This window comes from Cellulosimicrobium sp. BMG9.23 (assembly GCF_059159985.1).
Map to the genome: position 1 here is coordinate 198,529 of NZ_JBZGBZ010000005.1, position 14,636 is coordinate 213,164.

Below are 14,636 nucleotides of genomic sequence, written 5' to 3' on the forward strand. Positions count from 1 at the left end.
GGCCCCCGACGACGCTGCTCGACGGGCAGGTGCCGCTCGACGGCGCTACGTTCGGCCCATGCGCACAGTCATCGCGGGAGGTCACGGCCAGGTCGGCCGTCGCCTGGCCCGGACCCTGGTGGAGCGCGGCGACGACGTGGTGGCCTTCGTCCGCTCCGCCTCGCAGATCACGGACCTCACGGAGATCGGGGCGCACGTGGCCCTCGTCGACCTCGAGGAGGACGACGCCGTCGCCGTCTCGTTCGAGCTGGAGGGTGCGGACGCCGTCGTGTTCGCCGCCGGCGCCGGCCCGGGCAGCGGCGCCGAGCGCAAGGACACCGTCGACCGTGCCGGCGCGGTCCTGCTCGCCGACGCCGCCGAGCGTGCGGGGGTCGAGCGCTACGTCCTCGTCTCGTCGCGCGGCACGGAGGCGGCGCGGTCGGACGAGCGACCCGACGAGATCGACGACACCTTCTGGGCCTACCTCCAGGCCAAGGCCGCCGCGGAGGACGACCTGCGCGCGCGCGACGGCCTGCGGTGGACCGTGGTGCGCCCCGGTCGCCTCACCGACGAGCCCGGCGTGGGCCTCGTCGCGCTCGCACCGGTCGACGAGGACGGCGGCCGTCCCCGGGGCAAGCGGCGCAAGGCCGGTGCCGGTCGCGAGCGCGAGGAGGTCACGCGCGACGACGTCGCCCTCGTGATCGCGGCCGTGCTCCACGAGCCGCGCACGGCCGGCCTGGTGATCGACCTCGTCGGCGGCGATCGCCCCGTGGACGAGGCGATCGACGGCATCCTCGGGTAGCGGGCGGTCACCGGCCGCGAGATAGAACCGCACGTCGCGAGGTAGAAGCCGCCGGGTTCTACGTCGCGACCTGCGGTTCTACCTCGCGGTAGGCGGCTCAGCCCGCGCCGCAGCGGGTGCTTCGCTCCCAGAACAGCCAGCCGGTCCACCGGTCGTCCGGGGCGACGGCGATGCTCCCGTTCCGCGCGTCGTAGTTCCAGCCCTTGTACGAGACCGTCGCGTCGTGCCGGTACCAGGTCGACCAGACCCACGCCGGGGCGCACTGCGGCGCGGCGGTGAAGGCCTCGACCGTGAACGTCTGCGCCCACGAGCCGGCCTGCACGGCGTACGATGCACCCGTCCACGGGGCCTCGCCCAGCGGCACGGTCCGCTGCTCGCCGGCCGCGAGCTCCCAGGCGCCCGAGGCGGCACCGCTGACGGTGAACGCCACGGGGACGTTCGACCCGGAGTTGTCGAGGAGCAGGGAGACCGCCCGGAACGAGTGGTCGCGGGCGTCGTCATAGGTCGGGTCTGCGAGCACGAGGCTCGCCGCCGGTGCGACGACCGCGCAGTCAACCGCGCCGAACGTCGCAGCCACGGTGTGGGTGAACGTCCGGCCGAGGACCGTGCGCGCCAGGTCGAACGCGACCTCGCCGCCGTCGAGGGTCAGGGCGCCGGTCGGGATCTCGACGGAAGCGACCTCGCCGGGCGCCACCTCGCCGAGGTCGTGCGCACCCACCGGTGTCCGCGCGACGACGTGCATGGGCTCGTCCGAGTCGTTGCGCAGGCTCGCGGTCAGCACCGCGGCGTCGGCGACGCACTGCGCCGTCGCGGTGGCGGTCGCGTCCCAGTCCGGCACGTAGGCCGTACCGGAGAACCGGGCGGTCAGCGCCGTGTCCGCGAACCCCTTGCCGTGCACCCAGCGGTACTGCCAGAACGAGACGGTTCCGGGCTTCACCTCGAGCGAGCGCGTGTCGATCGTGAAGGTCGCGGTCTGCCCGGGAGCGATCTTCTGCACGGGCGCCGAGTCCCCGAACCGGCCGCCGAGCATGCGCGCGTCGATCGTCTCGGGCGAGTCGTTGGTCAGCGTGCCGACGATCTTCACCGAGCCGTCCTGCCAGCGTGTCTCGACCGTCGCGGTCGTGGCCCAGGCCGGCACGTACGAGAACGCGTCGTACGACCGCACGAGGTCGTGCGAGCCGCCCGTCGCGTCGGTCCGCTGCGCGCGGAACGTCACCGACCCGGCCGGGAGGTCGCGCAGGCGCGTCCCGAGCGTGAGCGTCGCGCTCGTGCCGGGCGCGACGTCGACGGGCTCGGTGCTACCGAGTGCGCCCGCGTCCAGCACGACCCGCAGCGTCGCGGCCCGGTGGTCGTTGCGGAACGTGCCCGTGAGCACGGCCGAGCCGGTCCCGGCGTCGACGACCCAGCCGGAGGACACCGCGCCGTCGACGGACCAGCGGAAGCAGTCCACGGCGGGGATCGCGTGCGTCGCGATCGCGGCGCCGTCGGCGAGCACCACGGCGGTCGCACCCTGCTGGCCCACGCCGCCCGGCACCTGGACGTCGCGCACCGCACCACCCGGGACGGAGACCGTGACGTCGTCGCGACCCTCGACCGCGAACACGACCGGCACCGTCGACGCCGCGTTGTCGAACCGCAGCGACACCGGCGCGGACGACGTGTCCGTCGCCGGGTCGAACACGCACTCGCCCACGCTCGGCGCGGCAGCCGCCGACGGGGCGTACCGCACCGCCGCGAACCTCGCCGGCACCTCGCGCGACCCCTCGGACCCGTCCAGCCGGATCACCCGGAACGTCACCGCACCGGCCGCGACGTCGCGCGAACCCGTGTCGACCGTGAACGACGCCTCCGCACCCGGCGCGACCTCCACCGGCTCCGTGACACCCAGCTCGCCCGCGTCCATCACCACGCGCAGCGGCGCCGCCGCGTGCCCGTTGCGGAACACCCCGTCCACGACCACGGACCCCGACTCTGCCGACCACCGCGACGAGGCCTCGCCCGCGACCGACCACACGAAGCAGTCCACGGCCGGGACCGCGCGGTCGACGGGCCGTGCGCCGTCGGTGCGCAGCGTGTACGAGACCGGGGCGGCGCCGGCGCGCGGCAGGTCGACGTCGAGAGACGTCCCGGCCGGGACGGTGCGCGTCAGGTCCGCGTGCCCAGCGACGGTGAACAGGACGGGCAGCGTCGACGCCAAGTTGTCGTAGCGCAGCGTGACGGGCGCGGACGACGTGTCCGTCGCCGGGTCGAACACGCACTGCCCGACGCTCGGCTCGGCCACGGCCGGCGCGATCCGCTGCGCGTCCAGGAGGATCGGCAGGAGCCTCTGGTACCCCTTCGCGTCGCCGTCCGCGTCCGCGTGCCAGCGGTACTGGCGCAGGACCGCGTTCCCGCGCGGGATCTCGCGCAGACCGGTCTCCAGGACCATGGCGCCGGTCCCGCCCTCGGCGGTGAGCCGGGCAGCGTCCGAGTCCGCGACCGCGTCCCACGTGCCGCCCGTCGGGGCGAGCAGACGCACGTCCATCGCGACGTCGGTGTCGTTCGTGACGTCGGCCGTGTACCGGACGGTGCCGTCCACGTTCTCTGCCGTGACGCCGACGTCGGCCGTGGTGAGCCACGTCGGGTCCCAGCAGTCCAGGGCCTCGAAGGGTCCAGCGTCGAGCCGGTGCTCGAACGTCTCGTCCGCGATCGTCGTCGCGAGCACGACGGCGGCGGACCCGGCGGGGAACCGCACGCCGTCGTCGACGCGCAGCTCGCGGGTCTCCCCGCGGGCCACGACCGACGTCGCGACCGACCCCGCCGCCTCCGCCGTCATCGTGAGGTCGTCGTAGGCCGTCGTGTTGGTGTACCCGGCCCGGATCGACGCGGCCTCGGGGTCGCCCGGGACGCCGCACTGCGGCACGACCGGCTGCGTCAGCCCGTCCTCGGCGCCGGCCCACGCCTCGGCGACGTCCAGCACGACGGTCGTCGCGCCGTCGTGCGCGTCCACCGCGTCGCCGCTGACCGTCACCGTGTGGCGCGCACCGTCGGCGTCAGCGGCGTCGGCGAGCAGGTCCACCGCGAAGCTCGCACGCTGTCTCGGCGCGAGCTCGATCTCGCTGGTGCACGAGACCTCCGAGCGGTCGCCGGCCTCGCAGGTCCAGCCGTCCGCGCGCTGTGTGCCGTCGTCGTCGGTCACGAGGACCACACCGTCCGGGAGCGCGAACTCGACCGAGGGCCGGCTCGCGACCTTGTCGCCCGCGTTGCGCACCTCGAGCGCCATGTCCACGGTCCCGGGGTTCGTCAGCGCGAACGCCCGCCCCTCGGGGTACACGGGCGCGACGCGCACCTCGGCGCCGTAGTAGCGGACGGACGTCGGCCGGAACGCCTTGCGGACGGGCTCGATGCCCTTGGCCCGCGCGACGCCGTGGAAGAAGTACTCGCCGCCGGACTGCGCCGTCACCTGGACCACGAGGTCCTGGCTCGCGCCGGGCGAGAGCACGCCGACGGAGCACGTGACGAGGCTCGTCCCGTCCTCCTGAGCCACTGCGGAGCCGCACGGCAGCGCCGCCGTCCGGAGCGCGGGCGCGACGGACGCGCCGCCCGGGACGAGCGAGGAGGTGCCCGCCGCGACCCCCTCGGGCAGGGTCACCTCGACGAGGACCTCCTCGGCGGCGCGGCCACCGGTGTTGGCCGCGATGACGGTGAGGTCGGCAGGCTCGCGCGCGGCGAGCGTGACCGTCCCGAGCGAGAGCTCGAGCGCGGGCGGCGCCGGCGGCGCGGGCGGCGGCTCGGTCGGGCCAGGCGTGGGCTCCACCGGACCCGGCGTCGGCCCGACGGGCAGCGGAACAGGATCGACCGGGGTCGCGCCCGGGTCGACGGGAGAGGCGCCCGGGACGTCGGCGAGCGGCGCGGGGTCGTCGACCAGGTCCTCCTCGGTGGAGGTCGTGGGAGCCGTGGTCGGGATGTTCGCCGGCGACGTGGGGTCCGACGACGGGTCGTCGGGCGTCGTGGCCGGTTCGGTCGTCGCGGAGCCGGAGGGCTCCGGCGAGGCGCTGGGCGACGGGCTCGTCGCAGCCGTGGGTTCGGGTGTCGGGGTGGAGCTGGGCGTGAAGACGCCCAGCGCACCCGCGACACCGAGCCCTGCCACGGCGAGCACCCCGACACCGACGGCCGCCGCAGCGAGGGGCGCGGACGCGACGAGCGCGGCGAGGCCACCAGCCGCTGCGGCTGCCCCCGCACCGCCGGCCGCCGCGGTGGCTCCCGCTGCCGTGGCACCCGCCGCTGCGGCACCGCTGCCGGCCGCACCACCGCCCACGACCACGCTTCCCGCGGCCCCTGTCCCTGCTGCCGCCCCGCTACCGCCGACCGCGCCCGCCCCGCCGGTCGCGACGCCACCGGTGCCTGCCGCCCCGCCTGCGCCCGCCGCCCCGCCTGACGCCGCCCCACCGGTGCTCGCGGCACCGCCGGTGCCCGCGGCACCGCCAGTACCCGTGGCCCCGCCGGACGCCGTGCCTCCCGATCCGGCCGCACCCCCGGAACCTGCCCCGCCTGACCCTGCCCCGCCCGAACCGGCAGCGCCGCCGGAGGCGCTCTGCCCTGCTCCGGCACCGGCCAGGGCCGCCGCCGCGCCGCCTGCGACCGCGGCCCCGCCGGACACCGGGAGCACCGTCCCGACGAGCCCCAGCGCACCGATCCCGAGGACCAGGGGCGCGATGACCGCCCGCATGCCGTGCGAGACGTCGCCGAGCTCGAGCGCGAGCCCACGGCACTCGCCGCAGCCGTCGAGGTGGCTCTCGACGCGCGCCGTCTCGCGCTTCGCGAGGCCGCCGCGCACGTAGGAGCCCAGCAGGGGGTTGACGCCCTGGCACTCCTCGGCGGGCACTGACGTCAGGTGCTGCTGGAGATAGGCCTGGCGCAGGCCCTCGCGCGCCCGGTAGGAGAGGGCGGAGACACCGTTCGCGGTGAGACCGAGGATCGGGGCGATCTCCGCGGGAGCGAGGTTCTCGACCTCCGTGTACCAGAGGACGGCGCGCCAGCGCTCGGGGAGCTCGGCGAAGGCCTTCGCGACGATCGAGCGCTCGAACCCCTCGAGCGTCGGGTCCTCCGTCGAGGCCATCGGCCCGAACGCTGACTCGAAGGTCCGCTCGTCGTCCGTGGGCTGGGTGCGCCGGGCACCGTTGACGAGGTCGTAGGACAGGCGCCGGACGACGGTGAAGAGGTACGCGCGGAACGTGACGTCCGGTCCGCCGCCGTTCTGCAGGACCGAGAGGGTGCGGGCGAAGGCGTCGGAGACGACGTCGTCGGCGTCCACCGCCGACCGCACGTACTGCCGTGCCACGGAGTGCGCCGCAGCGGCGTGCCGCTCGTACAGGGCACCGTAGGCGCTCGGGTCTCCACCACGCACAGCAGTGATGAGCTCGGCGTCGCTCAACGCCTCGCCCGACACCTGTGTTCGCGCCTCAGTCATGCCACCGCCCTGGACATCGTCCTGCAGCAGCAAGACGTACGACGGTGCTCATGGTAGACGCCTGTCCAGGTTCCGGGGAGGGGTTCCACGACATCGGTCTCGGACGGGGGTGAACCGTCCCGCTTCGTCCTGTCTTTACCCGCTACCGACAGTTCTTTTCACCCGCTGCAGCACCTCGGCGAAGTTTCTCGCCGAACCCGCGTCATGACCGAGGTCCTCGCCCGTCTCATGGACATGGAACACATCCATGGGTACGCCGCGCCTGCCCCCGAGCGCCTGCGCGAGGCCTGGCGCGAGAGGAGCGTCGAGAGCGTCTGGCTGCGCCCCGGCGACTGGTACCACCCCGCCGTGGACGCGCTCGCCGAGGCGGTGATCGACCGCCAGGACGTCACCCCCGCCGCGGAGCGGCTCGGGCAGGCACGCGGCGAGGCCGGCGTCGGCATCGGCGAGGCGATCGACGACGTGGCGTGCCTGTACCGCTCGCACGAGCGCGAGCCCGATCTCGAGCTCCTGCGCGCCGTCGCGGTGGGCTGGGCCGAGGGCTACGCCGCGACCCCGGTCTCCCCCGAGGTCCTCGACCCGGAGTCCGGGCTCGCGACGCCGCAGTACCTGACGCACCGCCTCCGCGAGACGTACGGCGCAGCGCAACGCTCGGGCGTCCCGGTCGGCGACACCCACGGGCTGCTCGTCGTGGACGTGGCCGTCGACGACCTGACGGGGTGGCAACGTTTCGCCCGGTCGGCGGCGATGGGCCGCGCGCTGACCCAGACCTTCGGCGACGGGCACCCCATGGCGTCGCTCGGCAACGGGCTGTTCGTCGTCCTCGGTGAGCGCCTGGTCGACGGCGAGGCGGTCCGGGCGGAACTGCGCCGTCGTATCGAGCGCACCGGGCTCTCGCTCGGCGTCTCGGCGATCCTGCGCCGTCCGCCGCGCCTGTGGACCGAGCCGCTGCCCGGGACCCACGCGGCCGCCGTCGCGCTGCTCGACACGCTGCAACGCTGAGCGGTCCGGGCGCGAGGCCGGGCGCGACGACGCCCCGGCCCGAGCGGGCGATCGCTCGTTCCGGGGCGTCAGGGGTGCGGGGCGTCCTCGCGGTCTGATGGGTGGCCAGCCCGCCTCCGAGCCGGCCGCGCGTCAGCGCGGCGTGAAGGTGAGGCAGTCCGCGCTGATCTCGCTCGACGGGCCCGCGCCGACGCGGATCGACGGCGCCGAGCACTCGAGCGACTCGTTGTGGACGCACTCCGTGCGCTGGCAGGCGCCGACGTGAGCGAGGACCTTCTCGAGCCCGCCCTTGGTGCCGAGCGGGATGAAGGTCGCGCACTCCGCGTCGCCGACGTGGCCGGCGATGGTCACGGCGCCCGCGTGGCACCCGTGGTCGTGGTTGTACCCGCACCCGTCGATGGAACACTCGACGACCTGGGGCATCTCCATGAGGCTGCTCATCGTTGTCTCCTCGCTCCGAGGACCCGGGGGGCCGGGCTTCCGTTCTCCACGGTATTCCCGGAATTCCCTCGTGTATAGCAAGCAAGGCCTGACTAACAATTGCAGCGTGTGCATTTATTTAGCGCACATCATTCTTTCGAAATGAGTCTTGCGGGGGCGCGGCCGCGGGTCCGCTGCCCCTCGGGCGCGTTCAGCCGTCGGCGTCCGGCCGGGCGGACGGCCGCCAGATGACGAGCGCGCGCGCCTCGGCGTGCTCGGCGAACGTCTCGCGCAGGGCGTCGTCGACGCCGCGGCGCACGCTGCGGCCCCGCGGCACCACGACGACGTCACCGCTCGCCGCCGCGGCGAACACGCGCCCGCCGGGCTCGACGCGCGCCGACAGGGCCTCGAGCCGGCGCTCGAGCCGCTCGACCTGCGACTCGAGGGCCAGGATGCGCTGGATCCCGGCGAGGTTGATGCCCTCGTCGTGGCTGAGGCGCTGCACCTCGAGCAGCTTCGCGACGTCGCGCAGCGAGTAGCGGCGACCGCGCCCGGCGGCGCGGCGGGGTACGACGAGCCCGAGGCGGTCGTACTGGCGCAGCGTCTGCGGGTGCATGCCCGCGAGCGCCGCCGCCTGGGAGATGACGAGGACGGGCGCGTCCTCGGGGACCTCCTGGCTCACGACCCCACCCCCGTCACTCCGCCGCCTGGCGCGCGAGATCGGCCCGCACGTCCTGCCCGTCGGTCTCGGCGGCGAACGCCTCGACAGCCTCGCGCGCGGCCTTCGACAGCTTCTGCGGGACGGCGACCTGGACCGTGACCAGCAGGTCCCCCGCACCCTTCGCCGTCTGGACGCCGCGACCCTTGACGCGCAGCGTCCGGCCCGACGGCGTGCCCGCGGGCACCTTGACCTTTACCGTGGACCCGTCCAGGGTCGGCACGGAGATCGTCGCGCCGAGCGCGGCCTCCGCGAACGTCACGGGGACGCTCGCGCGCAGGTTGGTCCCGTCGAGCGCGAACACGGGGTGCGGCGTGACGCGCACGGTGACGACGAGGTCGCCGGCCGGTCCGCCGGCGCTTCCTGGGCGGCCCTTGCCGCGCAGGCGGATCTTCTGTCCGTCCCGCACGCCGGGCGGGATGCGCGTGGTCACCTGGCGGCCGTCGACGGTGAACGTGACGGTCGAACCCTCGACCGCCTGCCGGAAGGGGAGCGTCGTCGCGGCGGCGACGTCGGCCCCCGCCTGCGGTCCGCCGAAACCCGGGCCCGCGAACCGCTGACCCGCGGCTCCGCCGCCGAACATCGAGCCGAGGATGTCCTCGAACCCGGCGCCGCCCTGACCACCGGTCGAGTAGCGCACGCGCCCTCCGCCCGGGGCGCCGCCGAACATGCCGCCGAACAGGTCCTCGAAGCCCGCGCCACCGGCGCCGCCGGGCCCCGCGGAGAACCGGGCACCGCCGCCCGCCATCGCCCGGATCGCGTCGTACTGCTCGCGCTCCTTCGGGTCGGACAGCACGGCGTACGCCTCGCCGATCTCCTTGAACTTCGCCTCGGCCGCGTCGTCACCCGGGTTGTGGTCGGGGTGGTGCTGCCGCGCGAGCTTGCGGTACGCCTTCTTGATCGCGGCGTCGTCGGCGTCCTTGGGGACGCCGAGCGCGGCGTAGAAGTCCTTCTCCATCCAGTCCTGACCGGTCACGGCGCCTCCCTCCGGGTCGTGTCTCGTGTGCTCGTGGGTCTGTCCTCGCGGTGCTCGACCGGGGCGCTGCGGCGCTCCCGGTGGTGATCGTCCCGTGCCCGACGGCGGGGCGCACCTTCGCGCGGAAGGTGCGCCCGCGCCGTCGGGCACGGGGGTGGTGCTACTCCGGGCCGACGACGGAGACGCGCGCGGCGCGCACGACGCGCTCGCCGATGCGGTAGCCCGGCTCGATGACGAGGTTCACCGTGGCGGTGGTGGCCTCGGGGTCCGTCTGGTGCATGAGCGCCTCGTGGACGTTCGGGTCGAACTCCTCGCCGACGGTCCCGTACCGCTGCACCCCGAACCGCTCGAGGCTCGCGTCGAGCTTGTCCGCGATCGCGGCGAACGGGCCCGTGAGCTCGCCGTGCTGGCGGGCGCGGTCCACGTCGTCGAGCACGGGCAGCAGCGCGGTCAGCACGTCCTCCACGCCCTTGGCGCGCGCGGCCTCCTGGTCGCGCAGCGCCCGGTTGCGGTAGTTCGTGAAGCTCGCGCGCTCGCGCTGGAGCGAGTCGAGGTGCTGCGCCGCCTCGGCCTTCGCGGCCAGCACGGCCGCGTCGACCTCGGCCTCGCCCGAGGGCTCGAAGTCGAGCCCTTCGAGCGGGTCGGTCCCTGCCTCGTCGCCGGCGCCGGGCGGCGTGCCGGCCCCGGGATCAGCCGAGGGGCCGGCCCCGGCCGCGCTCTCGCGCGGCCGGGCGGTCTCCGGGTCGACCTTGCGCTTGTCGGTGAACTGGAAGGGCTTGTCCTCGGGACCCTGACCGGTCTCGCCGGCCTGCTCCTCGGGGCCCCGGGCCTCGTCCGACGTCACTTCTTGTCGTCCTCGTCGTCCACGATCTCGGCATCGACGACGTCCTCGTCCGGGGTGGACGAGTCGGCCGCGGGCGCGTCCTGCGAGGTGCCGAAGTCAGGGGCGGCCTGCTCCTGCTCGGCCGACGCGTAGAGCGCCTGGCCGATCTTCTGCGACGACGTGACGAGCTTCTCGTGCGCCGTCTTCACCGCGGCGGCGTCCTCGCCCTCGAGCGCGGACTTCACCGACGCGATGTCGGCCTCGACCTCGGTCACGACGTCGGCCGGGAGCTTCTCCTTGTTCTCGGAGACGAGCTTCTCGGTCGAGTACACGAACGCCTCGGCCTGGTTGCGGGTCTCCGCCTCCTCGCGACGCTTCTTGTCCTCGGCCGCGTGCTCCTCGGCCTCCTTGACCATGCGGTCGATGTCCTCCTTGGGCAGCGCCGAGCCGCCCGTGATGGTCATCTTCTGCTCCTTGCCGGTGCCGCGGTCCTTGGCGCCGACGTGGACGATGCCGTTCGCGTCGATGTCGAAGGTGACCTCGATCTGCGGCACGCCGCGCGGGGCCGGCGCGATGCCGGTGAGCTCGAACGTGCCGAGCGGCTTGTTGTCGCGCGCGAACTCGCGCTCGCCCTGGAAGACCTGGATGAGCACCGACGGCTGGTTGTCCTCGGCCGTCGAGAAGATCTCGCTGCGCTTGGTCGGGATGGCCGTGTTGCGCTCGATGAGCTTGGTCATCACGCCGCCCTTGGTCTCGATGCCGAGGGACAGCGGGGTCACGTCGATGAGCAGGACGTCCTTGCGGTCGCCCGTGATGACGCCCGCCTGCAGCGCGGCGCCGACGGCCACGACCTCGTCCGGGTTGACGCCCTTGTTGGGCTCCTTGCCACCCGTGAGCTCCTTGACGACGTCCGTCACGGCCGGCATGCGGGTGGAGCCACCCACGAGCACGACGTGGTCGATGTCGGAGACGGAGACGCCCGCGTCGGAGATGACCTTGTGGAACGGGGCCTTGGTCCGGTCGAGAAGGTCCTGCGTCATCTGCTGGAACTGCGCGCGCGTGAGCTTCTCGTCCAGGTGGATCGGGCCGTTCTCGCTCATCGAGAGGTACTGCATCGAGACGTTGGTGCTCGTCGCGGACGACAGCTCCTTCTTCGCCTGCTCCGATGCCTCACGCAGACGCTGGAGCGCGATCTTGTCCTTCGACAGGTCGACGCCCGAGCTGTTCTTCACCTGCTTGATGAGGTGCTCGACGATGCGCTGGTCCCAGTCGTCGCCGCCGAGGCGGTTGTCGCCCGACGTCGCGCGGACCTGGATCGTGGAGAAGTCGTCCTCGTCCTTGCCGACCTCGAGGAGCGAGACGTCGAACGTGCCGCCGCCCAGGTCGAAGACGAGGATGAGCTCGTCCTCCTTGCCCTTCTCCAGGCCGTACGCGAGCGCGGCCGCGGTGGGCTCGTTGACGATGCGGGTCACGTTGAGGCCCGCGATCTGGCCGGCGTCCTTGGTCGCCTGGCGCTCGGCGTCGTTGAAGTACGCGGGGACCGTGACGACCGCGTCGGTCACGGGCTCGCCCAGGTACTCCTCGGCGTCGCGCTTGAGCTTGCCGAGGATGCGCGCGGAGATCTCCTGCGCGGTGTACTTCTTGTCGTCGATCTCGACGTCCCAGTCGGTGCCCATGTGGCGCTTGACCGAGCTGATGGTGCGGTCGACGTTCGTGACGGCCTGACGCTTGGCGACCTCGCCGACGAGGACCTCGCCGGTCTTCGAGAACGCGACGACCGACGGCGTGGTGCGCGACCCCTCGGCGTTCGCGATGACGGTGGGCTCGCCGCCCTCCAGGACGGCGACGACCGAGTTGGTGGTTCCGAGGTCGATCCCGACTGCTCGTGCCATGTGTGCTGCCTCCGTTGTGCTGTGGTCGCACCGGTCCCCGTGGCGCACGACGGCGCACGGTCCCCGGGCGAACCGGGTTGAGTCTGCTTCACTCAAGGTAGGCACCGAGTCGTTGCTCGCGCAAGTTCACCGAGCCGTACTTGAGTCCATCTGACTCAACCTTGGTCGTAAGGCGCTCATGCCCGGCATGGCGAGTCGGAAGGAGCACGCTAGGCGCGAGTGCGGGTTCGCATCAGACCTGTCACTTTCGCGCGAACCTGTCGGCACTGTGCCGCAAGTCGCGCGCGGTTGTCGCACCGCAGGTCAGAGCGCCACCGAGCGAAGCTTGGGGGAGCTACGCCGCGATCAGTGCCACTAGCGCCATCGCCGGTCAGGCGCACGCTACAGACCGGCTCGCCGGGCTTCGGAGGCGAGCCGCACGGATCGCAGCATGACCGACTGGGAGTGCCGCCCGAGCGCTCAGCCCTGAGAGTCCCGCCGGCGGTGGAGCACTCAGATCAGCACGATGTTGGAGGTCTGGACAACTTCGTGAGACGCGAGCCGTCTCACCTTCCTTGTCCACATGCAGGTCAGCGCGCCGCGATCCGGACAGCTTCGATGAGTTCCGGCAGCCGGCTGCCAAGCCCTCCGTCGGCACCTTTACGCAATCAACCAGTTGCTATACATTAGTAGCAACGTGACGGTTGCTACTGCATGGAGGGCGCGATGGGATTCCCTGATCGGATCGAGCGGACCGTAGAGATCGCCCACCCGCCAGCCAAGGTGTGGGGGGCACTCACGACGGCCGACGGTCTGCGAGCGTGGTTCGGCGACGAGGCGACGCTCGACCTGCGACCCGGGGGGCCGGGGCGGATGACCTGGACGAGCGGCGAGAGCACTGACTTTCGAGTCGAACGCGTCGAGGAGCCGTACGTCTTCGGTTTCACCTGGCAGGTCTTTGGGCTGCCGGGCGACGACCCGCGACGCACCTATGTCGAGTTCACCCTTGTAGCGAACGGAACGGGCACGCGGCTGACGGTGGTCGAGTCCGGCTTCGCCCAGCTACCGGATGGGCCCTACCGGAGGGCGTACGAGGGAAACGTCAAGGGCTGGGCGCTTGAACTAGGCGAACTGATCGAGTTCCTCGATGCCGCCTGACCAGGAGTCGGTGGCCGAGCAGGTCTTCGTCGCACTCGCCGACCCGACCCGGCGCGGCATCTTGGCGACGTTGGCCGCTGCGGGTCCTGCCACGGCCACGGACCTGGCCGATCGCCTCCCGATCACGCGTCAGGCGATTGCCAAGCACCTCGCTCTGCTGGCAGAGGCCGGTCTGGTGACGGCCGAGCCGGGCGAGCGGCGCAGGGTGCGGTATCGGCTACTGACCGCGCCGATGCAGGTGGCACAACAGTTCCTGGCCGCGCTCGCCAGTGATTGGGACGGCCGGCTCGAAGCATTGATGAACCACCTCGAAAGCGACAAGGAGTCGTGACATGCGGAAGCTGATCGGCGGAATGAAGCTGTCTCTCGATGGAAAGGTGGCGGGACCGGAAGGGGTTGCTGATTGGGTAGAAGGCTGGTCGGAGGACTTCGGCCTCACACCACAGGTGGACGCGTGCCTGCTGGGAGGGGGCATGTATCCGACGTACGAGCAGTACTGGACCGAGATCCAGAACGAGCCGACCACCCGCCACCCGTTCAGCGGGGAGGTGCCGACCCAGGGCGAGGTCGAGTGGGCGCGCTTCGCTGCCCAGACGCCTCACTACGTGCTGTCTGGCAGCTTGGCCTCGGCGCAATGGACACAGACGAGTTTCGTGAAGACGCTCGACGGGATCGACTCCCTCAAACGGCAGTCGGGGAAGGACATCTACCTCGTCGGCGGAGCTCGAACCACGGCGAGCCTGATCGATGCCGGGCTTGTCGACGAGCTCAGACTCCTTGTCTATCCGCTGATCGCAGGTGAAGGGACTGCCCTCTTCGTGACGCCCGTTCGTCGTGGACTCGAACTGCGAAAGGTCGAACAGCTTGCCGACGGCCGTCTCAGCCTGAGCTACGAGCTTGGCTGAGTCTGGAAGAGCTCGCATGGACGACGAGTACAACGCCGCGATCATCGAGGAGTTTCGCGCGAGCAACGGTCGCGTCGGCGGGTCGTGGGCCGGCTACGTCGTGATCCTGATCCATCAGGTCGGTGCCAGGTCCGGGGTGGAGCGGACCACACCGCTGAGCTGCTTTCCCGTAGACGACGACCGATGGGCGATCGTCGCCTCCAACGGGGGATCGGAAAGACACCCGGATTGGTACTACAACCTCAAGGCCAATCCTGTGATCACCGTCGAGCTCGGGGCCGAGACGTTGACGGTCCTGGCTGAGGAGCTGCGCGGCACCGCACGCGCGGCGCTGTGGCCGACACTCGTCGCGCACGTCCCTAGGCTAAGCGACCTGCAGGCAGGGATCGCGCGACAGATCCCGGTGTTCATCCTGACGCGCCAACCGGAGCAGCTCTCGCCGACGCGTCCGGCTCCGCCCACAGCACCTGAAACCTGAGATGGAGTGGCGCGGAGGCGGCGAGGACCTTTCCGGAGACGCCAGGGAGGCGAGG

At 72.4% G+C, this 14,636-nt stretch carries 12 protein-coding genes; 6 read left to right on the forward strand and 6 right to left on the reverse strand.

All coding sequences use genetic code 11. From position 1 onward, the window contains the following. Positions 1 to 58: 58 nt before the first annotated feature. Positions 59 to 781 (forward strand): NAD(P)H-binding protein, encoded by a 723-nt coding sequence (locus tag AC4H2G_RS09660; RefSeq protein WP_494365536.1) that lies wholly within the window; start codon positions 59 to 61, stop codon positions 779 to 781. 97 nt (positions 782 to 878) lie between these two features. Here the strand turns inward: AC4H2G_RS09660 and AC4H2G_RS09665 are convergent, their stop codons facing one another. Beyond that, positions 879 to 6,230, reverse strand: coding sequence for a sigma-70 family RNA polymerase sigma factor (locus AC4H2G_RS09665; protein WP_494365537.1), 5,352 nt, complete (start codon positions 6,228 to 6,230; stop codon positions 879 to 881). Between the two features lie 204 nt (positions 6,231 to 6,434). On the opposite strand from AC4H2G_RS09665, the gene AC4H2G_RS09670 reads away from it, so the two are divergent. Beyond that, complete coding sequence (locus tag AC4H2G_RS09670) at positions 6,435 to 7,232, forward strand: hypothetical protein (protein WP_494365538.1); 798 nt, start codon at positions 6,435 to 6,437, stop codon at positions 7,230 to 7,232. 132 nt (positions 7,233 to 7,364) lie between these two features. On the opposite strand, the gene AC4H2G_RS09675 is transcribed toward AC4H2G_RS09670, so the two are convergent. The 5 genes from AC4H2G_RS09675 to dnaK all read right to left on the reverse strand — a co-directional run bounded on the left by AC4H2G_RS09675 (position 7,365) and on the right by dnaK (position 12,061). Then, positions 7,365 to 7,673 carry a DUF1540 domain-containing protein gene (locus tag AC4H2G_RS09675; protein ID WP_251149935.1) on the reverse strand — a complete coding sequence of 103 codons (309 nt, stop codon included), beginning with the start codon at positions 7,671 to 7,673 and terminating at the stop codon, positions 7,365 to 7,367. A gap of 190 nt (positions 7,674 to 7,863) precedes the next feature. Further along, positions 7,864 to 8,334: a heat shock protein transcriptional repressor HspR gene (locus AC4H2G_RS09680; RefSeq protein ID WP_494365539.1), complete on the reverse strand. Its 471-nt coding sequence runs from the start codon at positions 8,332 to 8,334 to the stop codon at positions 7,864 to 7,866. A 13-nt stretch (positions 8,335 to 8,347) separates the two neighbouring features. Further along, complete coding sequence (locus tag AC4H2G_RS09685; protein ID WP_494365540.1) at positions 8,348 to 9,346, reverse strand: DnaJ C-terminal domain-containing protein; 999 nt, start codon at positions 9,344 to 9,346, stop codon at positions 8,348 to 8,350. A 160-nt stretch (positions 9,347 to 9,506) separates the two neighbouring features. Continuing rightward, positions 9,507 to 10,190: a nucleotide exchange factor GrpE gene (gene grpE, locus AC4H2G_RS09690; RefSeq protein ID WP_494365541.1), complete on the reverse strand. Its 684-nt coding sequence runs from the start codon at positions 10,188 to 10,190 to the stop codon at positions 9,507 to 9,509. After that, positions 10,187 to 12,061 (reverse strand): molecular chaperone DnaK, encoded by a 1,875-nt coding sequence (dnaK, locus tag AC4H2G_RS09695; RefSeq protein ID WP_494365542.1) that lies wholly within the window; start codon positions 12,059 to 12,061, stop codon positions 10,187 to 10,189. Before dnaK ends, grpE begins: the two co-directional genes overlap by 4 nt. 705 nt (positions 12,062 to 12,766) lie before the next feature. Here dnaK and AC4H2G_RS09700 point away from each other — a divergent pair. Genes AC4H2G_RS09700 through AC4H2G_RS09715 form a run of 4 tightly spaced genes read left to right on the forward strand, consistent with a single transcriptional unit; the run spans position 12,767 to position 14,581 of the window. Then, positions 12,767 to 13,198: an SRPBCC domain-containing protein gene (locus tag AC4H2G_RS09700; protein WP_494365543.1), complete on the forward strand. Its 432-nt coding sequence runs from the start codon at positions 12,767 to 12,769 to the stop codon at positions 13,196 to 13,198. Between the two features lie 10 nt (positions 13,199 to 13,208). Then, complete coding sequence (locus AC4H2G_RS09705; protein ID WP_494365544.1) at positions 13,209 to 13,529, forward strand: ArsR/SmtB family transcription factor; 321 nt, start codon at positions 13,209 to 13,211, stop codon at positions 13,527 to 13,529. Between the two features lies 1 nt (position 13,530). After that, complete coding sequence (locus AC4H2G_RS09710) at positions 13,531 to 14,103, forward strand: dihydrofolate reductase family protein (RefSeq protein ID WP_494365545.1); 573 nt, start codon at positions 13,531 to 13,533, stop codon at positions 14,101 to 14,103. 16 nt (positions 14,104 to 14,119) lie between these two features. Then, positions 14,120 to 14,581, forward strand: a complete 462-nt coding sequence (locus tag AC4H2G_RS09715; RefSeq protein WP_494365546.1) for a nitroreductase family deazaflavin-dependent oxidoreductase — start codon at positions 14,120 to 14,122, stop codon at positions 14,579 to 14,581. Positions 14,582 to 14,636: the final 55 nt, after the last annotated feature.